We start from the raw sequence: 22,982 nt of genomic DNA, 5'->3' as shown, positions 1-22,982 counted from the left end.
GTGCCAGCCCTTTATTTTCAAGGCTTTAGAGCCAGAAAGTCGGCGTCAGAAAAACGCAAAACGCCCGGAAGTTTAAGTTTCCGGGCGTTTTTTTGTAGCGTCGAGTCAGTCAATCAACCGCGATAGAGAATCGCCGAACCCCACGAGAGGCCCACGCCAAAGCCGCTGATGGCAACTCGGGTCCATTTGGAGTCGAAGACGTGATTCTGCAACAGCAGCGGAATACTCGAGGAGACCGTGTTGCCGGTTTCGAGCATGTCCTTGACGAATTTCTCCGGCTCACCTTCTTCGAAGCGGCGCGCCACGGCATCGACGATGGCCGCACTGCCCTGGTGAATGCAGAAGGCATCGATATCGCTCGCCTGCAAATTGGACTCGTCCAACAACTCGTGCAAATGCGCAGGAACTTTCAACAAGGCAAAGTTGAACACCTGGCGACCATTCATGAAGAACACACCGTCGCTGACCTTAAGGTGCGGCGCGCCGGAACCGTCGGTACCGAACTTCGACTTGCCCAGTTGCCAGACAGCGTTCTCGCCCATCCAGGTCGCGGTTGCGGCATCGCCAAACAGCATGGTGGTGTTACGGTCTTCCGGATCGACAATCTTGGAATATGGATCGGCAGTAATCAGCAGGCCGTTTTTCAGCCCTGCTGCTTCCATGAAACCTTTGATCGCATAGATGCCATAGACGTAGCCGGAACAGCCCAGGGAAATATCGAACGCGGCGACATGGGTCGGCAAGCCCAGCTTGTCCTGAACGATCGCGGCGGTGTGCGGCAAGCCTTCTTCATCACCGTTCTGGGTGACGACGATCAAGCAATCGATGGATTCACGCTTGAGCTCGGGGCTAGCGGTGAACAGCGCATTGGCTGCTTCGACACACAGATCGGAAGTTTCTTGATCGGCATCCATGCGCGGCAAAAACGCAGAACCAATCTTGCCGAGAATAAAGGTTTCGTCCTTGTCGAACTTTGCACCCTGGGCGTAATTATCAATCCCGGCTGCCGGCACGTAACTCGCTATATTTTTTATGCCAATCATTATGGCTTCCCAATAATAAACAGCTGAACATCGCCGCTCGCTGAATCGAGGGCGTCTACAGTCGGGGCCCGCCCCACAGAGGAGGCATTGTCGGGGCTCAAACAGCCCGCCACCGTCACCGCCCGCAGACAGGATACAGTGAAGATGCGCGTTTTGACCGACGGGTCACTCAGAGATCGCTGCTTTATTTGATTTTGTGGTCCGGATCGCGCGCCATCCTGCTCTGTATACACCTGAAAAAAATGCAAAAAAAAGCCAGCCTCCTGTAACAAGGGCTGGCTTCAGGCGGTCAAGACCGAATTAAAGCTTGTTGAACAGACTCAACTGGGAAACCTTTGCGAATGCCAGTTGCGCGGCTTGCAACATGGTTTGCTGCAGGGTCAGGCGGGTCAGTACTTCCGCAGGGTCAGTATCTTTGATTGAAGATTGCGTGGAAGTATTGATCAGGTTCGTGCTCTGGATCTGATCACGCTGCATATCCATTACGTTACCCCGGGCACCGATTGCGCCACGCGCAAGGTCGACCTGGTTTTTGGCATTGCTCAGGTTGGCAATGGACGACGCGAGCACACTGCCCAGATTGCGCTGGGCGGCCGGATTTTCTGAAGTAGGTATTTCAAGCACCTGACGCAGCTGACTTACGGTATCGAGTACATTCTGGGTCTGGTGTGTATTGACCGCGATATTGAACTGATCACCTGTAGCGGGGGTCGCTGGAGGTGTGCCTCCGGCGAGGGTAAAGCTGACACCGGCCGCTGTCGCCACGCCAGCTACCACTGTCCCGGAGGTTATCGGTGTACTGCTGCTGGTCAAGGGGCGGGAATACAACTCAAACGTCCCTGGTCCCGTGAATTTCAGGACCGCTCCGCCTTCAGGGAAAAAGCTCTTGTAATCGGTAGCGTTGGTCACAGAGGTTTGACCAATCTGTACCGTCGAACTGTTACCCGGAGCACGTGTGCTGGTGAAACTGTCTGGCTTTGCCGCCAACTGGAAACTGTGACCCGCGATGACCGCGTCCGCATTCGCTGGGTTATCACTTGCCTGGAACGTGATATCCAGTGCAAAGGACACCCCGCGGAAATTGATGTCGGAACCATCCTTGTTATTCGGATCGAACTTACCACCACCACTTGCCTCGGCAGTCACGTCGTTGCCTGAGGCGTCAGTGATCACAAACTGTGTGCTGCTGGTGAAGGACAGTGTGTATGGCTGTCCATTGCGGAAGCTCGCATCAAACGCCGGGCCGGAACTCACCAGACCTTGAGTCAATGACACGCGCCCGTCATCAACGGCCGGCGCGGTCATGGTTGTCGAACTGCGGGCGGCGTTGATCGCCTGCTGGAAAACATCCCAACCAGTGTCGTTGAGCCCCAGCGACATCGAGTCGCCGATTTTCAGTTCCAGTTGGGTCTGGTCACCTTGATAACTGTAGGTACCGTCACTGTTGCGCAAAAATGGCTGCGTGTTACTGCTGGCGCCGGAAAAGATGTATCTGCCGTTAGCATCTTTGCTGTTCATCAGATTCAGCAACTGCTCTTCGGCCTGCCCGACTTCCTCTCCAATGGATTTGCGATCGTCGTCATTTAACGATGCACCGCCGGCACGCACCGCCAACTCGCTGACTTTCTGCAGCACAGTGTTGATACTGTCCAGCACGCTTTCTTCCTGCGCCTGAGCGGTGTTCAGCGCGTTGATATTGGAAGTGTACTGACCCAACATGGCCTTTTGCTGTTCGAGTTGCAGCAAGCGTGCCGCACCGACCGGATCATCCGCCGCAGTCTCAAGCTTGATGCCACTGCTGGCCTGCTCGGCAGTCTTCATCACGTTGTTGAGGTTGCGCTGATAGTTGATGGCCGTGGTCGCATAATACTGTGCAGTAGAAATTCGCATGTTCTACGGCTCCTTAAAGGGCATTGATCAGGGTGCTGAAAATTTCCTGCGCAGTCTTGATGATCTGCGAAGAGGCCGTGTAGTACTGCTGGAACTTGGTCAGGTTGCCAGCCTCTTCATCGAGATCGACACCGGACAGCGAGTCGCGGGCGTTTCGGGCGCCAGTCAAGATGGTATCGGTAGCCGTTGCGTCCAGTTGCCCCTGCTTGGTCAGGGAGCCGACAGTCGATACGAGACCTCCATACGCATCGGTAAAACTCACACCCGGACTGGTCGCAGTTGCACCGACTGTCGCCTTGGTTTGCAGACCGAGCAAGGCCTGGGCGTTGCGGTTGTCGGTGCTGTCGGCCGCAGTCATGGAAATGTTGAAGCCGTCCCCCGAAGCAGGGCTGCCGCTGACGGTCATTCCCACATTGAAGGTTTTGGCGTTGCCACCGGCATCGGTGTAGGGCACTGCAATGCTCAGGTCGTTGTTCTGACCTGGTACGATGTTGCCGGTACCGATGCTGTTGCCCTTGGAATCGAACACTTCATAAGCGGTGGCACTGGTCATCAGCATGCGCACGGGCATCGATGCCTTGACCGCCGTCTGCACTTCCAGGCGCTGGACCGGATCGTAGATATCCAGAGTGGTGGTCAGGTTCGGCTGGCTGACAGCACCGGTGCCGCCATTCCCCGAGGCCTTGGTGGAGGTCAGCGGTGCGGAGGTAGCCAGGGTTTTGGTATCGGTCATGACCGTGGTCATGTCCGCAGCACCGCTGCGGGTCGGGGTAATTTTGAAAGAATCCCCGACGGCGACCGAACCACTGTTCAAGCTCAGGCTGAATCCATCGATGACCGGATCGGCCGCAGGAGGCGTGGCGAAAGCGAAGTTACCCATGTCGGTATTATCCGACAGTCGACGCACGTTGTAGCCCGAAGCAGTGACCGTCACCTGATAATCGCTGGCTTGCAGCTTACTGGTGTCTTTGATGGTGACATTCAGATTGCCGGACGCCGGATTGTTGTTGGCATTGGCAATACTGCGCTGGCTGATGGCCGCCACACTGTTGATGTTGTTGAACAGTGCCGCGCCGAAGTTGCCATTCTGATCCAGGCCTTGGCCCAGTTGTTTATTGACCTGATCGGCCACGACCATGGCAATACGCCCCAAGTCGTTGACGGCAGGTGTCAGCACTTCACTGCGATAGCGCAACAACCCACCCATCTGGCCACCGCTGATCACGCGGGTGATGTCGATCGACGAACTGCCACGATCCATGATGATCGATGAGCGGGTCGGGTCAGCAGGATCTGCCGCCACGCGCAACTTGTTGACGGTGTCGCCGACCACCAGCGGCTGGCCGCTGCCCAGGTAAATATCCAGCCGGCCGTCGGTTTCGGTGACTTGGGTGCCGACCAGTTCGTTGAGCTGGCGGATGGCTTCATTACGCTGGTCCAGCAGTTCGTTGGGGGTGCCACCCGAACCAATGACTTCGCCAATTTTCTTGTTGTAGGCGGAGACGGTCGACGCCAGCTTGTTGACCTGATCGGCCATCGAGCCCAACTGATCATTGATATAGGTGCCCTGCTGCTTCAATTGCTGGGACATGGCATTGAAGCGGCTGCTCAAGCCCTGGGCGTTGGTCAGCAAGGCCTGACGCGAAGCGTTGTCGTTTGAGTTGCCGGACAAGGTTTGCAGCGACGAGAAGAAAGACTGCAAAGTCTTGGTAATGCCGGTGCCGCTGTCGGACAGCAGCTTGTCAACTTGCGTGGCCTGGCCGAGATAAGCCTGCGCATCGCCATTGAGCGAAGTGGTGGTCTGCAGTTGCGCGTCAAGGTAGCTGTTGTACACCCGGCGCACATCCGCCAGGGTCGTACCGGTGCCGATGAACACATTGCCATTCTGAATAGAGCTTTTGGTGCCCTGCACAGTTTGCTGGCGCGAGTACCCGATGGTATCGACGTTGGAAATGTTATTACCGGTAGTCACCAACGATGCGTGGCTAGCGGACAAACCCGACATTCCGATGTTGAGCAAACTCATGGTTCAAACCTTATAAATTCGTTGAAACGCCCGCCGCAGCGTAGTTCTGGTAACTCGTCATCTGCTTGGCTATCTGCGAAATCTTGCTCGCGTAGTTCGGATCGGTTGCGTAACCGGCCTTCTGCAACTCGCGTACAAACTGTTCCGGGTTATCGGCCGACTTCACGACATCTTGATAGCGATTGTTGGTCTGCAGCAAAGTTACAAGGTCGTGGAAACTGTCCTTGTAGGAGTCGTAGGAGCGGAACTGCGCCGTCTCCTTGACCATCTGCCCGCTCCTGAATTCGCTGGTGATCGCCCGCGCCGAATTGCCCTGCCAACTATTGCCGGCCTTGATGCCGAACAGGTTGTGGCTGCTGCTGCCGTCCTGAGCACGCATGACCGACTTGCCCCAGCCGGTTTCCAGGGCCGCCTGCGCCACCAGGTAACGCGGATCGACACCAATGCGGGCCGCCGCTTCCTTGGCCATCGGCAACATGGTGTTGACGAACTGGTCGGCGGAACCGAAGGCTTTCTTCGCCGGCGCCAGCGGAATCTGCGCCATGGCGCGACCGTAGATCTGCATGCCGCCACCGGAGGTTTTCTGCGCGTTGGCCAGCCAGTCGCCGTTATACAAAGGACCGGCGCCAGTGCTTGTCGCGCGCTCAGGCAACGGTGTCTTGTTGATCGTCGTGGCTGCGGCCGTCGCCGAAGGCACCAGCCCGGCCAACAAACGATCAGCCAGCTTCGGCGGCAATGCCAGGCGTCGCTGATTGATCAGAGCCATGTCATTGCGATGACCACCCTCGCCCGCCTCTTGCGGCGCCTGGACCGATCGCGAAGCCCACAATGGACGCTGGCCATTGACCCGCGACAGCGGCCCATTGACCGCAACCGTGCCCGCCGCCACCGGCGTTTGCACGGCGGCCTTGGCAGCCTCTTGCCTGGCCAGCGATGCAGCAGCGGCCTCGCCCGGCGCCAATGGCTTGTTCTTCGACATCTGGCGCATCAGCACGTCCGCCAGACCGATACCACCGCCCTCGCGGGACATGGAAACGGCCAGTTGCTGGTCGTACATTTCCTGGTACTGCTTGGCCGCCGGCGTGTTCATCGGATTGTCCTGTCCCAGCGCTTCGGTTGCCGAGCGCATGGACTTGAGCATCTCACCGAGGAACAGCGATTCGAACTCCTGCGCCACCTTGCGCATGTTGCCGTCGCTGTTCTTGTCGCCGACCTTGAGCTGATTCAGACGATTGAGGTCCGAATAGGAGCCCGAATCGCTGCTGCTGACCAGACCGCTCTTGCGCATATCCACGATGGCCGTCCTCAGATCACGATCAGATCGGCTTGCAGGGCGCCGGCCTGCTTCAGCGCTTCGAGGATGGCCATCAAGTCACCCGGTGCCGCGCCGACCTGGTTCACCGCCCGCACGATCTCGTCGAGGGTGGTACCAGGTCCGAACTTGAACATCGGCTTGGCTTCCTGCTGGGCGTTGACCTTCGAACGCGGTACCACCGCCGTCGTGCCATTGGACAGAGGGCCGGGCTGACTGACGATCGGGTCTTCGGTAATGGTCACGGTCAGGCTGCCGTGGGTCACGGCGGCCGGGGAAACCTTGACGTTCTGGCCGATCACGATGGTGCCGGTACGGGAGTTGATGATGACTTTCGCGACTGCCTGGCCCGGATCGACTTCGAGGTTTTCCAGGATCGACAGGTAGTCGACGCGCTGGCTCGGATCGAGCGGCGCGGTGACGCGAATCGACCCGCCGTCGATGGCCTGGGCCACGCCAGGACCGAGCATGTTGTTGATCTTGTCGACGATGCGCTTGGCGGTGGTGAAGTCGGAACGGTTGAGGTTCAGCGTCAGGCTGTTGCCCTGGTTGAAACCGCTCGGCACCGCACGCTCCACCGACGCACCACCGGGGATGCGACCGGCCGACGGAACGTTGACGGTAATCTTCGAGCCGTCTCGCCCTTCCGCGTCGAAACCGCCGACCACCAGGTTGCCCTGGGCCACCGCATAGACGTTGCCATCGATACCCTTGAGTGGCGTCAGCAGCAAGGTGCCGCCACGCAGGCTCTTGGAGTTACCGATGGACGAAACGGTGATATCAACCTGCTGACCCGGCTTGGCGAACGCCGGCAAATCGGCACTGATCGACACCGCCGCGACGTTCTTCAACTGCACGTTGCCCGAACCCGGCGGCACCTTGATGCCAAACTGCGAGAGCATGTTGTTGAAGGTCTGCAGGGTGAACGGGGTCTGCGTCGTCTGGTCGCCGGTGCCGTTCAGCCCGACCACCAGGCCGTAGCCGATCAATTGGTTGGAACGCACGCCGGAAATGCTGGCGATGTCCTTCAGGCGCTCGGCTTGAACGTTGAACGCTGCGGACATCAGGAACGCAGCCATCATGAGACTTCTGAAATTCAACGTAGCCACCTAGAAAGGGAACAGCGGGCTGAGGAAGAAACGGTCGAACCAGCCTGGCTGACTCGCATCGGCAAACGAGCCGGTGCCCGAGTAGGTGATGCGCGCATCGGCGACACGGGTCGACGGCACGGTGTTGTCGGTGGCGATGTCATCGGCGCGAACCAGGCCGGCAATCCGCACCAGCTCGTCGCCGGTGTTGAGGGTCATCCACTTCTCGCCGCGTACCGCGATAATGCCGTTGGGCAACACATCGGCGACGGTGACAGTGATCGAACCGGTCAGGGTGTTGCCCTGAGCCGCCTTGCTGTCCCCCTTGGTCGCGCGGTCACCTTCGTAGCTGGCACTCAGGCTCAGGTCGCCATCGCTGAACGGGTTGTTGGTGGTGGCGCTGCTGCCGAACAGCGAACTCAGGCCGATGTTGGCCTTGCTGTTCTTGCCAATTTGCGAGTTGGCGTTTTTGCTGGCCTGGGTCCTTTCGTTCAGGGTGATGGTGATGATGTCACCGACCCGGAACGCCTTGCGGTCGCTGTAGAGGTTCTGTTCGAAACCGGCCTGATAGATCGAGCCATTGTTCGCGGCCGCCGGCAACGGCGTGCGCGGCAACACCGGAGCGTAGTAAGGGTCATTGGGCTTGGGCGTCGCAGGCACGCAACCTGCGAGCGCGGTGATCCCACTCAGTGCCAGAACAGATACATAGCGATTCATGACCCTACCTCACGGTGTTGCAGGCGACCCAATGGCCGCCACATAGACTTGATTACAGATTCTGCGTTACGAACGAGAGCATCTGGTCGGCGGTGGAGATCACCTTGGAGTTCATCTCGTAGGCGCGCTGGGTGGTGATCATGTTGACCATCTCCTCAACGGTGCTGACGTTGGACGTTTCCAGGGTGTTCTGCAGCGTGGAGCCGAAACCGTTCAGGCCCGGAGTGCCGACTTGCGGCGCGCCACTGGCGGCGGTTTCCAGGAACAGGTTGTTGCCCACCGCCTGCAGGCCGGCCGGGTTGATGAAGTCGGCGGTTTGCAGGTTGCCGATCACCTGGGCTGCCGGGTTGCCGGCAACGGTGATGGACACGGTGCCATCGCGGCCGACCGTGAAGGTCTGCGCTTCGTTCGGAATGACAATGGCCGGCTCCAGGGCAAAGCCGCTGGCGTTGACGATCTGGCCGTTGGAGTCCAGGTGGAACGTACCGTCACGGGTGTAGGACGTGGTGCCGTCCGGTTGCAGGATCTGGAAGAAACCACGGCCGTCGATGGCCATGTCCAGCGGCTGCTCGGTGGTTTGCAGGCTGCCGGCGGTGAAGTTTTTCTGGGTACCGACGATGCGCACACCGGTACCCAGTTGCAGACCCGACGGCAGTTCGCTGTCCTGGGTCGACTGGGCGCCTGGCTGGCGCTTGATCTGGTAGAGCAAGTCCTGGAACTCGGCGCGGTCACGCTTGAAACCCGTGGTCGACACGTTGGCCAGGTTGTTGGAAATGGTGGTCAGGTTGGTGTCCTGGGCGGACAGACCTGTCTTGGCAACCCATAGAGCCGGAAGCATTCGATTCTCCTCGTGCGCCTGTTTTACGGCGCGACGTTCTGGTAATTAGCTGATCTGCAAGACCCGAGCCATGGCCTGGTCATCGTCTTTGGCGGTGTTCATCATCTTGATGTGCAGCTCGAACTGCTTGGCCAGGGCCAGAACGGAGGTCATCTCCTCCACGGCATTGACGTTGCTCGACTCGAGGAACCCGGACACCAGCTTGACGTTGGCATCGGCCTGTGCCGGCTTGCCGTCCTTGGTGTGGATCGAACCATCCAGGCCCTTGGTCATGTTCTTGAAGTCCGGGTTGACCAGCTTGATTCGATCGACTTCCGCCATCACCCGGGGACCTTCGCCCATCGCGCGGATGCTGATGGTGCCGTCCTCGCCGACTTCGATCTGCTGCTCCGGCGGCACGGCAATCGGCCCGCCATTGCCCATGACCGGCATGCCGTTGCCGGCGCGCAGCACACCCAGGGCGTCAACGTTCAAGCTGCCGGTGCGCACATAGCTTTCACCGCCATCGGGATTCTGTACGGCAATCCAGCCGTTGCCTTGCACGGCAACGTCGAGGTCGCGGCCGGTTTCCACCAGTGAACCGGGGGAGAAATCCGTGGCCGGGCGTTCGGACATGGCAAACGCACGCGCCGGAAAGCTGTCACCGAACACCGGCATCGAACGGGCCTGCTCCAGGTCTTTCTGGAAGCCGTTGGTGGAGATGTTCGCGAGGTTGTTGGCATGAGCCTTTTGCGCCAGTGCATTCTGGCTGGCGCCGGTCATTGCCACATAAAGGTACTTGTCCACACTCTTTCCTCTGCCTGCCGGACGTTTGCCGCCCACTGCTGTGTTGCGCAGGCTGTAGCAATTTGCAGACCAACTTTTGCGCAGCGGCTCCAACCCCCTTTAAACAAGGGGCTGGAGGCTAATCAGAAGGGAATCGAACGATGTATCGAAGACGAAAAACCGGCGCGGTTATGCCGCTTGGCGGCAATGCCGTGAAAAGCCGGCTACCAACCTTTCACGCCGCTCATGTCGGGTAATTTGTGGGCAATGCCTTTATGGCAATCGATACAGGTCGCCTGGCCGCTGGCCAAGGAGGTGGAGTGCATGTTGGCGGCGCGTTTACCCTGGCGTGTGAAGTCCATGAACTCGAAGTTATGGCAGTTGCGACACTCTCGGGAATCGTTGGCCTTGAGCCGTGCCCACTCGTGTTCGGCCAGCTCCCGGCGCATGCCCAGAAACTTGTCCCGGGTACTGATAGTGCCGAACAGCTTGCCCCAGACCTCCTTGGAAGCCTGCATCTTGCGGGCGATCTTGTGCGTCCACTCGTGGGGGACGTGACAGTCCGGGCACGTGGCGCGCACGCCCGAGCGGTTGGTGTAGTGAATGGTTTCCTGCAACTCGACAAAAACGTTGTCACGCATTTCATGGCAGGACGTGCAGAACTTCTCGGTGTTGGTCGCTTCCAGCGCGGTGTTGAACCCACCCCAGAAAATCACCCCGGCGATAAACCCGCCGAGGGTCAGGAAACCCAGGCTGTAATGCACGCTGGGCCGACGCAGCACACCCCAATAATCCTTGAGCAAGGCAAGCAAAGATTTCATGGCCTTTCCTCAAGGTTTCGGCTGGTGGTTGATTTCGTCTTGCAAGACCTGGTCGATGTTCTTGAAGCTGTTGTTCACCAGTGGCTTCACATCCTTTTGCGGCACGTGACACTGGTTGCAGAAGTATCGGCGCGGCGACACCGCCGCCAATGCCTGGCCGTCACGGTCCATGTAGTGAGTGATGCTGATCATCGGCGCCTGGGTACGCGCACTGTTGGCGCGACTGTGGCAGGTCAGGCACTTGTTGCTGTTCATGTCGATGGCATACCCGCGAATGCTGTGGGGTATGGTGGGTGGTTGATCGGGGTAATTACGCTCACGCTTGAGGTCCTTGTTCTCGTCTTCGGCAATGGGCGGTGCCGGCAGCTCCTGGGTCAGGGTCCCGCCGACTCGCCGCCCATCCGGTGCCGGCGCATCCAGTGGGTAACCGGGTTCTGCCGCAAATGTCGCGGGCAGCCACATCAGCAGCATGACAAGCAAGGACAGCGAACGATAATTCATGAAAGCTCTCCTTATGCCGTCTTGATCAACTCAATCCTGATCGCGCATTTCTTGTAATCGGTCTGTTTGGAGATCGGGTCCGTCGCATCAAGCGTGACTTTGTTGATCAGCTTGTTGGCATCGAAAAACGGCACGAACACCAGGCCTTGGGGCGGCTTGTTGCGCCCCCGGGTTTCAATCCGTGCACGCATCTCGCCGCGCCGACTGATCAGCTTTACTTCGCTGCCACGCCGGGCATTCAAGGCCTTGGCATCGGCCGGGTGCATGTAGACCAGCGCATCGGGGACCGCTTTATAAAGTTCTTCGACACGCTGGGTCATAGTCCCGGTGTGCCAATGCTCAAGCACCCGACCGGTGCTCAACCAGAACGGGAAGTCCGCGTCCGGGGCTTCCGCAGGAGGCTCGTAAGGCAGCGCGAAGATGATTGCCTTCTTATCGGGGTAGCCGTAGAACTGCACGCCACTGCCCTTCTCGACATACGGATCGTAACCTTCGCGGAAGCGCCAAAGCGTTTCCTTGCCTTCGACGACAGGCCAGCGCAACCCGCGCTCGGAGTGATAACGATCAAAGGGCGCCAAGTCATGACCATGTCCACGGCCGAACTGGGCATATTCTTCGAACAGACCTTTTTGCAGGTAGAAACCGAAATCCCGGGCTTCGTCGTTCTGATAGCCCGCCGCCATTTGTTCAACAGGGAACTGATCGACCTGGCCATTCTTGAACAGCACCTCATACAGGGTCTTGCCCTTGTATTGCGGTGAGCCGTCCAACAGTTCCTGCGGCCAGACCTCGTCGGTTTTAAAGCGCTTGGAAAACTCGACCAATTGCCAAAGGTCCGACTTGGCGTCACCCGGCGCCGAGACCAGTTGATGCCAGAACTGCGTACGCCGCTCCGCGTTGCCGTAAGCGCCCTCTTTCTCGACCCACATCGCCGTCGGCAAAATCAGATCAGCCGCCTGTGCCGAGACGGTGGGATACACATCCGACACCACCACGAAGTTCTCGGGGTTGCGCCACCCCGGCAGCACTTCCTGCATGATGTTGGGCCCGGCCTGCATGTTGTTGCTGGCCATCGTCCAATACACATTGAGCACTCCGTCCTTGAGCATGCGACTCTGCTGCACGGCATGGAACCCGACCTTTTCCTTGATGGTGCCCGCCGGGAGCTTCCAGATTTTTTCCGCGGTGGCGCGGTGCGCCGGATTGGTGACCACCAGGTCGGCCGGCAAACGATGGGAGAACGTGCCCACTTCACGTGCCGTCCCGCAGGCCGAAGGCTGACCCGTCAGGGAGAAAGGACTGTTGCCCGGCTCGCTGATTTTCCCGGTCAGCAGGTGAATGTTGTAGATCAGGTTGTTGGCCCACACACCCCGGGTGTGCTGGTTGAATCCCATGGTCCAGAACGAAACCACCTTGCGCTTGGGGTCGGCGTACAGTTCGGCCAATGCCTTGAGGCGCTCGGCCGGCACACCGGTTTCTTTCGCGGTGCGCTCAAGGGTGTAGGGTTTTACAAAAGCGGCGAATTGCTCGAAGTCGATGTCGGTCCAGGTGTTCGCCTTGTCGGCATTTTTGGCTTTCATCTCCAGCGGATTATCGGCACGCAAACCGTAGCCGATGTCATCCGTGCCTTTTGCGAACTTGGTATGTTTGCTGACGAAGTCTTTGTTGACCGAACCGCTTTCAATGATGTGATTGGCGATGTAGTTGAGAATGAGCAGGTCCGTCTGCGGCTTGAACACCATCGGAATGTCGGCCAGTTCAAAACTGCGATGTTCGAAAGTAGAGAGCACGGCCACTTTCACATTCGGCTGGCTTAGACGGCGATCGGTGACCCGACTCCACAGAATCGGATGCATTTCCGCCATGTTCGAACCCCACAAGACGAATGCATCGGTGACTTCGATATCGTCATAACAGCCCATTGGCTCATCGATACCGAACGTGCGCATAAAGCCCATGACCGCCGAGGCCATGCAATGGCGTGCATTGGGATCGATGTTGTTCGAGCGAAACCCCGCCTTCATCAATTTGTTGGCCGCGTACCCTTCCCAGATCGTCCACTGTCCGGAACCGAACATGGCGATAGACTCCCCGCCCTTGTTCTTCAGCGCCTCCTTGTACTTCAACTCCATCACATCGAACGCCTGTTTCCAGGACACCGGGTGAAACTCGCCTTGTTTGTCATATTGCCCATTGGTCATGCGCAACAGTGGCTGAGTCAGCCGATCAACGCCGTACATGATCTTGGATAGAAAGTAGCCTTTGACGCAGTTCAACCCGCGATTGACCTCGGCTTTTACGTCGCCGTGGGTTGCAACAACCCTGTTGTCCTTGGTCGCCACCATGACGCTGCAACCGGTGCCGCAAAAACGACAGGGCGCCTTGTTCCAGTCCAGGGCAACCATGTCTTGTTCGGTAATCAGGTTGCTGGCAGAGGTAAACACCGGGAGGCCCGCAGCCGCTGCCGCGATCCCGGCAGCCTGGGCTTTGACAAACTCTCGCCGCGTCATAGGCATGTGCTTTCTCCCGTTACATCGAGAATCTCGTGATAAACCAGGGCGGCATTGAGCACGCCTGGCAGGCGATTGATCTGATCGATTCGCTGAAGAATCTGGCTTTCGTGTTCGGTTTCCAGCACAACCACCAGTTTGCCGGCAGGGCTTTCCTGATGAAGTTCAACGCCCGTGAGCAAACGCAAGTTGGCTTTCACCGCCTCGAACAGGGCCGGACGGGCATGTACTACCAGACTGGCAATGTGCAGCGTCTTTCCCATGTCCCGTACTCCCTGCTGAATTAGAGATAGATGGCGATCAGTTGGGGGGGCCTGGCGGACCGAGGAGCATTTGCAGGAACCAGACAAAAAAACCGTAACCACCGACTATCGCCACCGATAACAGTGGAAACAGAACAATGATCAGGAAATAGAAGAGGCGAGTTTCTTTGCGAACTCGCTGGGTAGAGTCATCCATTGATGGCATGGTCAGCACTCCTGCCAAACTTTGAGAGGAGCCTAGATGGCTTCCTCTATAAGTTCCATGATTCAGATCAATAGCAGAAGCTTTAGCGCTTTAAATGCGAACTGACAGCACTGGACAAGTATTGACACTCGAGAAGAGTTATTATTTGAGTGAGTTTTTAACGCTCCAGTTTGCCTATTTCATATTCACGCAACTTGTTGGCAATCGTTGTGTGGGAAACACCCAGTCGTTTGCCGAGCAATCGGCTGCTGGTATGTTCCGAATAAAGCCGTTCCAGTACCGCCTTCTCGAAACGCCCGACGATCTCGTCCAACCCGCCCTCCAGCGAAAAATCGCCAAGGGGCTGACGCACGCCATAATCCGGCAGACGAATATGCTCGGCCTTGACCGTGCCGCCGTCGCACAGGGAAACCGCCTGGAACAGCACGTTCTCCAGTTGACGCACGTTACCTGGCCAATGGTAGTGGCTGAGCCGCTCCATGGCCGCCGGGGCGAGTTTGGGCAGCGGACAGCCAATCTGCCGGCTGGCCTGATCGAGGAAGTGCTCCACCAGCGGCGTCAAGCCGTCGAGGCATTCGCGCAACGGCGGGATGTGCAGCGACAACACATTCAAGCGGTGGTAGAGGTCCTGGCGGAACTCACCGCGAGCGCACAATTCGGACAGGTCGACCTGGGTCGCGCAGATCACTCGCACGTCGAGGTAGACCTCTTCATCACTGCCCACACGACGGAAGCAACCGTCCTGCAAAAAACGCAGCAATTTCACCTGCAAGCGCGGGCTCATTTCCCCGACGCCATCGAGAAACAGCGTGCCGCCCGCCGTCAGCTCCAGCAGCCCGAGCTTGCCTTCGGCCCGCGCCCCTTCAAAGGCGCCCGGGCCGTAACCGAACAGTTCCGTCTCGGCCATGGACTCCGGCAGACCGGCGCAATTGAGCGCCATCAACGGCGACTGCCCTCGAGGACTGGCCAAGTGGCAGGCCCGCGCCAGCAACTCTTTGCCGGTGCCGGTTTCCCCTTCGATCAACAGCGGTGCATCCAATGGCGCCATGCGTCGCGCTTCGCGCACCACGGCGGCCATGACTTTCGAGCTTTGGAAGATGCTGTCGAAGCCGCGCAACTCCTGCTTGCGCACGTTGTAGATGCGCTCGCCCACCCGGTCGGCGCGGTGCAATGTCAGCACCGCACCGGCCATGGCCTCGCTGTCGTCATGCTCCGATTGCAGTGGCGCGATGTCGGCCAGGAACACATCCCCCTTGACCTTGACCCGCAGCCCGTTGATCCGCGACTTGTTGGCGCGCACCAGTTCCGGCAAATCGAAATCCTCGGCGTACCGCGACAGGGGAATCCCCGGCACCTCGTCGACGCGCACCCCGAGCAACTGCGCCGCCGCACGGTTGGCCGCGACAATGGAACCGCCCATGTCGATCGACAGCACCGGAAACTCCAGCGCACCGAGCAGTGCATTGAGTTCCATGTGCCGACGCTCGCTGGGCATCAGCCCTACACGCTTGACGCCAAAGACCCCGGCAATCGCTTCGAATTTCGGACGCAAGGCCTGGAACTGAATGTTGATCAGGTTTGGGCAATGCAGGTAGATGGCATTGCCATGCTCCCCCCCCACCTCACCGCGGGCCACGTTGATCCCGTACTCCACCAACAGGTTGAGAATGTCGCGCAGGATGCCGATGCGGTTCTGGCAGTGGACTTTGATACGCATATTAAAGGCCCGAAAATGCAGTGAGTGAGGTTGAGGTCCTGTGGGTATTGCGGTGCGCGTTCGATCGCATTTTTCTTTCGAGGCACCCAGATAGTCGTCAAGATTATGTGACAGGCAAAGCGTTTTTCAAACCAGGAAATCCCAGTAGCTGCGCGACCGCGACCAATTCGTAACGAAAATTTTACGAATGTCGAGGGATTTTCCTGCGCGTAACGCCCCGCAGCTGCTGCAACAGTGCAATTCTTGAGGTATTTCTAGGTCCATAGCAGTACATAACAAGAACGAAATCCCCTAGCAGGAGAGCAGCATGAAGCAGACGCAATACGTGGCTCGCGAGCCCGATGCGCAAGGTTTTATCGACTACCCCGCCGAAGAACACGCGGTGTGGAACACGCTGATCACTCGTCAACTGAAAGTGATCGAAGGGCGTGCGTGCCAGGAGTACCTGGACGGTATCGAAAAACTCGGTCTGCCCCACGACCGCATTCCTCAACTCGGCGAAATCAACAAGGTCCTCGCTGAAACCACCGGCTGGCAGGTTGCCCGGGTTCCCGCACTGATTCCCTTCCAGACCTTTTTCGAATTGCTGGCCAGCAAGCAGTTTCCGGTGGCGACCTTTATTCGTACCCGCGAAGAACTGGACTACCTGCAAGAGCCGGACATTTTCCACGAGATATTCGGTCACTGCCCGCTGCTGACCAACCCGTGGTTCGCCGAATTCACCCACACCTACGGCAAGCTCGGCCTCAAGGCGTCCAAGGAAGAACGCGTGTACCTGGCGCGCCTGTACTGGATGACCATCGAGTTCGGCCTGCTCGACACCCCGCAAGGCCAGCGCATCTACGGCGGCGGCATCCTGTCCTCACCGAAAGAGACCGTCTACAGCCTGTCGAACGAGCCTGAACACCAAGCCTTCGACCCGCTGGAATGCATGCGCACGCCTTACCGCATCGACATCCTGCAACCCCTGTATTTCGTTCTGCCGAACCTCAAGCGCCTGTTCGACCTGGCCCACGAAGACATCATGGGCATGGTCAAGCAAGCGATGCAGATGGGTCTGCACACACCGAAATTTCCGCCAAAGGCCGCGTGAACCGCGACTTTTGCTGACAAGTGAGTCTGTCAGTCACCGTCGCTTTGGTTTAGCGTGACGGCACTGTCGACCGATATAAAAACACTCGATTACAGGAAACACACCATGTCCACTTTGAACCAAGCCCATTGCGAAGCCTGCCGCGCCGACGCCCCACAAGTCAGCGACGAAGAACTGCCGATCCTGATCAAGCAGATCCCGGACTGGAACATCGAAGTACGTGACAGCGTCATGCAGCTGGAAAAGGTCTTCCTGTTCAAGAACTTCAAGCACGCCCTGGCGTTCACCAACGCCGTCGGCGAAATCTCCGAGGCCGAAGGCCATCACCCGGGCCTGCTGACCGAGTGGGGCAAAGTGACCGTGACCTGGTGGAGCCACTCGATCAAGGGCCTGCACCGCAACGATTTCATCATGGCCGCGCGCACTGACGAAGTGGCGAAGGACGCTGAGGGGCGCAAGTAATGCATTTCGACGCCATCGGTCGAGTGCCTGGCGACCCGATTCTGGGCCTGATGGAGGCCTACGCGCAGGACCCGAACCCGCGCAAATTCGATTTGGGCGTGGGTGTCTACAAGGACGCCCAGGGCCTGACGCCGATTCTCGAGTCGGTGAAGCTAGCCGAGCAGCGCCTGGTGGATCACCAGTCCACCAAGACCTACATCGGTGGTCACGGCGAGCCGGCGTTCGGCAAAGCGATCAATGAGCTGGTGCTGGGTGCCGACTCGAAGCTGATCAGCGCACAACGCGCCGGCGCCACCCAGACTCCGGGCGGCACCGGGGCGTTGCGCCTGAGCGCGGACTTCATCGCCCAGTGCCTGCCAGGGCGTGGCGTGTGGTTGAGCAACCCGACCTGGCCGATCCACGAAACGATTTTTGCGGCAGCCAAGGTCAAGGTCAGCCACTACCCGTACGTGGGCAGCGACAACCGTCTCGACGTCGACGGCATGCTGGCGGCGCTCAACGAAGCGCCCAAGGGTGACGTGGTCTTGCTGCACGCCTGCTGCCACAACCCGACAGGTTTCGACCTGTCCCAGGATGACTGGCAACGGGTGCTGGACGTGGTGCGCCGTCGCGAACTGCTGCCGCTGATCGACTTCGCGTATCAAGGATTCGGCGATGGGCTGGAACAGGATGCCTGGTCGACCCGGCTGTTCGCCGCCGAGTTGCCGGAACTGCTGATCACCAGTTCCTGCTCAAAGAACTTCGGCCTCTACCGCGACCGCACCGGCGCGCTGATTGTCTGCGCGAAAACCGCCGACAAGCTGGTGGATATCCGCAGCCAACTGGCCAACATCGCCCGCAACCTGTGGTCGACGCCGCCGGATCATGGCGCTGCCGTTGTAGCGACCATCCTCGGTGATCCAGAGCTGAAACGTCTGTGGGCCGACGAAGTTGAAGCGATGCGCCTGCGTATCGCCCAACTGCGCAGCGGTTTGGTGGAAGCGCTGGAGCCTCACGGTTTGCGCGAGCGCTTTGCCCATATTGGCGTGCAACGCGGGATGTTTTCCTACACCGGCCTGTCGCCTGAGCAAGTGAAGAACCTGCGTGATCATCACAGCGTTTACATGGTCAGCTCGGGCCGGGCCAACGTGGCCGGCATTGATGCCACGCGCCTGGATTTGCTGGCCAAGGCGATTGCCAAGGTCTGCAAATAACTCACAAACACTGCAAACCCCCTGTAGGAGCGAGCTTGCTCGCGATGGACGCCAGAACACCGCGGGGTGTCAAGCACCCCTGCGTTATCGTTGACGTTTTTCGCGAGCAAGCTCGCTCCTACAGTTGTTTCAACCTGTCTAGACAACCCCATCCGTCGAAACAAATGGATATAAAAGTCCGTTTGTCATTTTCAGTGCTGTATCCTGCCCAGGCTTTTTTTAAAGCGCGGATCTACCAGATCTATCAACAGACTTAGCGAGGAGCGCAACCATGCACGAGATTCCTAATCTCCCCTTCCCAAGCCTGCACGTACCTGAGCAGACGACCACGCAGCAAGCCGGAGCCCAACAGCCCGAGCCGAAAGAAGCCACTGACAGCCGCCAGGCTGACAGAGAAGACTGAAACACCCGCCGTACAGACCGTGTGGAAAGCGCTACCATGCGCTTTCCACACTGCCTGAAACGAGACTTTCCATGACCGATGAATTCAGCGAAGCGCAGGCCAGCGTCCTGATCGGCACCGCCGAGAAAATGATCGAGATCTGGAATCGCCTCTCTCCCGAGAAACAAGCCGCTTTGCTCGCCCGCTTCGGCACCCAGGAAAATGCGCTGGCCGCCCTGGTCACCACGCAACTGGTCGCCCCCGTCAAAGCTGAATGACACCGCCCGGTAAATAGTTTTACTTTTTCACAACCGCCGACCGTCCACACCGCTATCATAAGCAGCCTATCTATCCTGCTTTACCGTGGACCTTAACCCATGCCTGAAAACCAGCGCCCCCTGGCGGTCACGCTGCAAGTCGTTTCCATCGTCCTTTTCACCTTCATTGGCTACCTGAACATCGGCATCCCCCTGGCCGTATTGCCCGGTTACGTCCACAGCGACCTGGGCTTCGGCGCGGTGATCGCGGGTCTGGTGATCAGCGTGCAATACCTGGCCACCCTGCTCAGCCGCCCCTATGCCGGGAAGATCATCGACAACAAGGGCAGCAAACTGGCTGTGATGTATGGCCTGGCCGGTTGCGGCTTGAGCGGTGTGTTCATGCTGGTCTCGGCCTGGACCCAGAGCCTGCCGACCTTGAGCCTGATCAGCCTGTTGATCGGCCGTCTGGTGCTCGGCAGCGCCGAAAGCCTGGTGGGCTCGGGCTCGATTGGCTGGGGCATCGGCCGGGTCGGTGCGGCGAACACCGCCAAGGTCATCTCCTGGAACGGTATCGCCAGCTATGGCGCACTGGCTGTCGGCGCGCCCCTGGGCGTGCTGCTCGTCCATCAACTGGGCTTGTGGAGCATGGGGGTGAGCATTGTATTGCTGGCCGTTCTCGGCCTGCTGCTGGCCTGGCCGAAAACCGCCGCACCGATTGTTGCCGGTGAGCGCCTGCCGTTCATGCATGTGCTGGGGCGAGTCTTCCCCCACGGTTGCGGCCTGGCCCTGGGCTCCATCGGCTTCGGCACCATCGCCACCTTCATCACCTTGTATTACGCCACGCAACACTGGGACAACGCGGTGCTGTGCCTAAGCCTGTTCGGCACCAGCTTCATCGGCGCGCGCTTGCTGTTCGGCAACCTGATCAACCGCCTCGGCGGCTTTCGCGTGGCCATTGCCTGCCTGTCAGTGGAAACCCTGGGATTGCTCTTGCTGTGGCTGGCACCGGATGCTCATTGGGCACTGGCGGGTGCGGCGCTGAGCGGGTTCGGCTTTTCGCTGGTGTTTCCGGCACTGGGCGTGGAGGCGGTCAACCTGGTCCCGGCCTCCAGCCGTGGTGCAGCGGTCGGCGCCTATTCGCTGTTCATCGACTTGTCGCTGGGGATCACCGGGCCGCTGGCAGGGGCGATTGCTGCCGGGTTCGGGTTCGCTTCGATCTTCCTGTTCGCCGCCCTCGCCGCGCTCAGCGGTTTGATGCTGAGCCTATACCTGTACCGGCAGGCGCCGAAGCAACGCGAAGCACGGGACACCCGCTAGAAGTCGACCTTACCGCGCCCGGCCTTGATGTTACCGCGCTTGCTCTTGGATTCGAGGCGACGGGTCTTCGAGCCGAGGGTCGGCTTGGTCGGACGGCGCTTTTTCTCGACCTTGGTGGCGCTGAGGATCAACTCGGTCAACCGCAACAGCGCATCGGCGCGGTTCTGCTCCTGCGTCCGGTACTGCTGGGCCTTGATGATCAACACACCGTCGCTGGTGATGCGACTGTCGCGCAGCGCCAGCAGCCGCTCCTTGTAGAACTCGGGCAAGGACGACGCCGGAATGTCGAAGCGCAGGTGCACGGCGCTGGAAACCTTGTTGACGTTCTGCCCACCCGCGCCCTGGGCGCGAATGGCCGTCAACTCGATCTCGGCATCCGGCAGCTGCACGTTGTTGGAAATCACCAGCATGGAAAAGCGTCCGTATTCAGAGTGTGCAGGATACCGCGAATAGATGGGAGGAATCCGGACCTTGTGGGAGCGAGCTTGCTCCCACAAAGGGATTTATGTGAACCCCAAAAACAACAAACCCGGCACATGGCCGGGTTCGTTGTTTCTGCGCTCTGCGTTTACTTCGCCGTAGAGCCGGCAACCTGCAGTGCATGTTGCGCACTGCGCTTGTTCTTGATGCCGTAGCAGACCCACATGAACACGAGCCACACCGGAATCGCGTACACCGATGTCTGGATCCCCGGAATCAACAACATCACACCAAGGATGAACAACACGAACGCCAGGCAGATGTAGTTGCCGTACGGATACCACAAGGCCTTGAACAGCGGCGTCTGTTTTGTCTTGGTCATGTGCTGGCGGAACTTGAAGTGCGAGTAGCTGATCATCGCCCAGTTGATCACCAGGGTGGCCACCACCAGCGACATCAGCAGTTCCAGCGCGCTGTGCGGAATCAGGTAGTTCAGCAGTACCGCGATCAGAGTCACGGCGGCCGAGGCCAGGATCGAGCGCACCGGCACACCGCGCTTGTCGATCTTCGCCAATGCCTTTGGCGCATCGCCTTGCTCGGCCATGCCCAGCAGCATGCGGCTGTTGCAGTAGGTGCCGCTGTTGTACACCGACAGCGCAGCGGTCAGGACCACGAAGTTGAGGATGTGCGCAGCGGTATTGCTGCCCAGCATCGAGAACACTTGCACGAACGGGCTGCCGCTATAGGAATCACCGGAAGCGTTCAGGGTGGTCAGCAAGCTGTCCCACGGCGTCAACGACAGCAGGATCACCAATGCACCGATGTAGAAAATCAGGATCCGGTAGATCACCTGGTTGATCGCTTTCGGAATCACGGTTTTCGGCTTGTCGGCTTCGGCAGCGGTGAAACCGAGCATTTCCAGGCCACCGAAGGAAAACATGATGAAAGCCATGGCCATCACCAGACCCGTGACACCGTTCGGGAAGAAGCCACCGTGGGACCACAGGTTGCTGACCGCAGCTTGCGGGCCGCCATTGCCACTGACCAGCAGGTAGCTGCCCAGAGCAATCATGCCGACGATCGCCACGACCTTGATGATCGCAAACCAGAACTCGGCCTCGCCAAAGACTTTGACGTTGGCCAGGTTGATGGCGTTGATCAGCACGAAGAAGGCAGCTGCGGAGGCCCAGGTCGGGATGTCCGGCGCCCAGTAGTGGATGTATTTGCCGACCGCGGTCAGCTCGGACATACCCACCAGAATGTACAGAATCCAGCAGTTCCAGCCCGACAGGAAGCCGGCAAAGCCGCCCCAGTACTTGTGCGCGAAGTGGCTGAAGGAGCCGGCCACCGGATCTTCGACGATCATTTCGCCCAGTTGGCGCATGATCATGAAGGCGATGAAGCCGCAGATGGCGTAGCCGAGGATCATCGACGGGCCGGCGGATTTCAGCACCCCGGCCGAGCCGAGGAACAAGCCGGTACCGATCGCGCCACCGAGGGCGATCAATTGAATGTGGCGATTTTTCAGGCCGCGTTTCAGCTCGCCTGATTGCGGGTTTTGTCCACTCATGAAAAGGGTCTCACGCAAGGTTTGATGATGTTCAGTAGACGTTGCTGCTCAAGAAAGGCGTTAAGCGGCACCGATCAAACCCCAGCGCAGGCACCAGGAGTTCAGCGTAATTACAACGGTCATGCGTCACCTGTTTGTTTTTATCTGTGACGAAATCGAACCCGACACGCTCGTGACGCGACGGAGTGAACAAGGCGGATAGCCTTGAGGTTTGCGCAGATGCGCAGGAGGTCACAGGTAAAACGCGGCGCATTGTACACCTGTAACCCCCTGCTGCCAGACCCGCTGGACAAGCGTGTCTATGGCCGGGATTGCCTGTGTCCGCCCCGAGAGGCTCGGGCGGCTGCAAAAAATGGGGCAGATCCTTGCGGATCATCGACGCAGACGGCGCCAAACACGCCACTCGCGGAGAGATGAAAACGGATTGCGGCGTTCATTGCGCCTCCTTTTTGTTATGCACCTGCACGACAGGCATGGCGCGCATAACACCCTGCATGGAGCGGTGAAACAAGCGGGCCAGAGGGTCGGAAGGAGGAAGGAAGACGCTGAAGCGTAAGCGTTTTCTTACGGTATCCAGGGAATGGCGAAT

At 59.0% G+C, this 22,982-nt stretch carries 21 protein-coding genes; 5 read left to right on the top strand and 16 right to left on the bottom strand.

Features of this window, described 5'->3' with window-relative positions; translation table 11 throughout:
- Positions 1-113: 113 nt before the first annotated feature.
- From KGA98_RS17560 to KGA98_RS17495, 14 genes are all read right to left on the bottom strand, one after another.
- The gene (locus tag KGA98_RS17560) at positions 114-1,043 is read right to left on the bottom strand and encodes a ketoacyl-ACP synthase III (RefSeq protein WP_223502924.1); all 930 of its coding nucleotides are present in this window, start codon (positions 1,041-1,043) and stop codon (positions 114-116) included.
- Positions 1,044-1,343: 300 nt separating this feature from the next.
- Positions 1,344-2,933 (bottom strand): flagellar hook-associated protein 3, encoded by a 1,590-nt coding sequence (locus KGA98_RS17555; protein ID WP_223502923.1) that lies wholly within the window; start codon positions 2,931-2,933, stop codon positions 1,344-1,346.
- Between the two features lie 13 nt (positions 2,934-2,946).
- A complete protein-coding gene (gene flgK, locus KGA98_RS17550) occupies positions 2,947-4,959 on the bottom strand; it encodes a flagellar hook-associated protein FlgK (protein WP_223502922.1) in 2,013 nt (670 codons plus the stop codon).
- Positions 4,960-4,969: 10 nt separating this feature from the next.
- A complete protein-coding gene (gene flgJ, locus KGA98_RS17545) occupies positions 4,970-6,253 on the bottom strand; it encodes a flagellar assembly peptidoglycan hydrolase FlgJ (protein ID WP_223502921.1) in 1,284 nt (427 codons plus the stop codon).
- Between the two features lie 11 nt (positions 6,254-6,264).
- A complete protein-coding gene (locus KGA98_RS17540; RefSeq protein WP_057715914.1) occupies positions 6,265-7,353 on the bottom strand; it encodes a flagellar basal body P-ring protein FlgI in 1,089 nt (362 codons plus the stop codon).
- 27 nt (positions 7,354-7,380) lie between these two features.
- Entirely contained in the window at positions 7,381-8,076 is a 696-nt protein-coding gene (gene flgH, locus KGA98_RS17535) for a flagellar basal body L-ring protein FlgH (RefSeq protein ID WP_057715915.1), read from the bottom strand.
- 52 nt (positions 8,077-8,128) lie between these two features.
- Positions 8,129-8,914, bottom strand: coding sequence for a flagellar basal-body rod protein FlgG (gene flgG, locus KGA98_RS17530; RefSeq protein WP_056721513.1), 786 nt, complete (start codon positions 8,912-8,914; stop codon positions 8,129-8,131).
- A gap of 45 nt (positions 8,915-8,959) precedes the next feature.
- A complete protein-coding gene (locus KGA98_RS17525) occupies positions 8,960-9,700 on the bottom strand; it encodes a flagellar basal body rod protein FlgF (RefSeq protein ID WP_223502920.1) in 741 nt (246 codons plus the stop codon).
- Between the two features lie 203 nt (positions 9,701-9,903).
- Positions 9,904-10,500 (bottom strand): cytochrome c3 family protein, encoded by a 597-nt coding sequence (locus tag KGA98_RS17520; protein WP_085723386.1) that lies wholly within the window; start codon positions 10,498-10,500, stop codon positions 9,904-9,906.
- Between the two features lie 9 nt (positions 10,501-10,509).
- A complete protein-coding gene (locus tag KGA98_RS17515) occupies positions 10,510-10,971 on the bottom strand; it encodes a nitrate reductase cytochrome c-type subunit (protein WP_371318478.1) in 462 nt (153 codons plus the stop codon).
- A 41-nt stretch (positions 10,972-11,012) separates the two neighbouring features.
- Positions 11,013-13,517, bottom strand: coding sequence for a nitrate reductase catalytic subunit NapA (gene napA / locus KGA98_RS17510; RefSeq protein WP_090453787.1), 2,505 nt, complete (start codon positions 13,515-13,517; stop codon positions 11,013-11,015).
- Entirely contained in the window at positions 13,508-13,774 is a 267-nt protein-coding gene (locus KGA98_RS17505) for a chaperone NapD (RefSeq protein ID WP_223502919.1), read from the bottom strand. Before KGA98_RS17505 ends, napA begins: the two co-directional genes overlap by 10 nt.
- A 37-nt stretch (positions 13,775-13,811) precedes the next feature.
- Entirely contained in the window at positions 13,812-13,979 is a 168-nt protein-coding gene (locus KGA98_RS17500) for a periplasmic nitrate reductase, NapE protein (protein WP_173677902.1), read from the bottom strand.
- Between the two features lie 157 nt (positions 13,980-14,136).
- The gene (locus KGA98_RS17495; protein WP_223502918.1) at positions 14,137-15,696 is read right to left on the bottom strand and encodes a sigma-54-dependent transcriptional regulator; all 1,560 of its coding nucleotides are present in this window, start codon (positions 15,694-15,696) and stop codon (positions 14,137-14,139) included.
- A gap of 307 nt (positions 15,697-16,003) precedes the next feature.
- Between KGA98_RS17495 and phhA the strand changes: the two genes are divergently transcribed.
- From phhA to KGA98_RS17470, 5 genes are all read left to right on the top strand, one after another.
- Positions 16,004-16,789 (top strand): phenylalanine 4-monooxygenase, encoded by a 786-nt coding sequence (gene phhA, locus KGA98_RS17490; protein ID WP_057715923.1) that lies wholly within the window; start codon positions 16,004-16,006, stop codon positions 16,787-16,789.
- A gap of 105 nt (positions 16,790-16,894) precedes the next feature.
- Positions 16,895-17,251, top strand: coding sequence for a 4a-hydroxytetrahydrobiopterin dehydratase (locus KGA98_RS17485; RefSeq protein ID WP_007938547.1), 357 nt, complete (start codon positions 16,895-16,897; stop codon positions 17,249-17,251).
- Positions 17,251-18,444: an amino acid aminotransferase gene (locus tag KGA98_RS17480; protein ID WP_223502917.1), complete on the top strand. Its 1,194-nt coding sequence runs from the start codon at positions 17,251-17,253 to the stop codon at positions 18,442-18,444. Before KGA98_RS17485 ends, KGA98_RS17480 begins: the two co-directional genes overlap by 1 nt.
- Before the next feature lie 474 nt (positions 18,445-18,918).
- On the top strand, positions 18,919-19,104 hold the full coding sequence (locus tag KGA98_RS17475) for a hypothetical protein (protein WP_057715925.1): 186 nt from the start codon (positions 18,919-18,921) through the stop codon (positions 19,102-19,104).
- 99 nt (positions 19,105-19,203) lie between these two features.
- Complete coding sequence (locus tag KGA98_RS17470) at positions 19,204-20,403, top strand: MFS transporter (protein WP_223502916.1); 1,200 nt, start codon at positions 19,204-19,206, stop codon at positions 20,401-20,403.
- On the opposite strand, the gene arfB is transcribed toward KGA98_RS17470, so the two are convergent.
- The gene (gene arfB / locus KGA98_RS17465; protein WP_057715927.1) at positions 20,400-20,813 is read right to left on the bottom strand and encodes an alternative ribosome rescue aminoacyl-tRNA hydrolase ArfB; all 414 of its coding nucleotides are present in this window, start codon (positions 20,811-20,813) and stop codon (positions 20,400-20,402) included. The two genes, KGA98_RS17470 and arfB, sit on opposite strands and share 4 nt — an antisense overlap.
- Positions 20,814-20,971: 158 nt before the next feature.
- Positions 20,972-22,393: an amino acid permease gene (locus KGA98_RS17460; protein WP_223502915.1), complete on the bottom strand. Its 1,422-nt coding sequence runs from the start codon at positions 22,391-22,393 to the stop codon at positions 20,972-20,974.
- Positions 22,394-22,982 lie beyond the last annotated feature (589 nt).

Source organism: Pseudomonas sp. BF-R-24, assembly GCF_019947335.1.
Classification (GTDB): Bacteria; Pseudomonadota; Gammaproteobacteria; order Pseudomonadales; family Pseudomonadaceae; genus Aquipseudomonas; species Aquipseudomonas jessenii.
The sequence above is the reverse complement of the archived record's forward strand: the minus strand, read 5'-3'. Positions and strand labels throughout refer to the sequence as shown.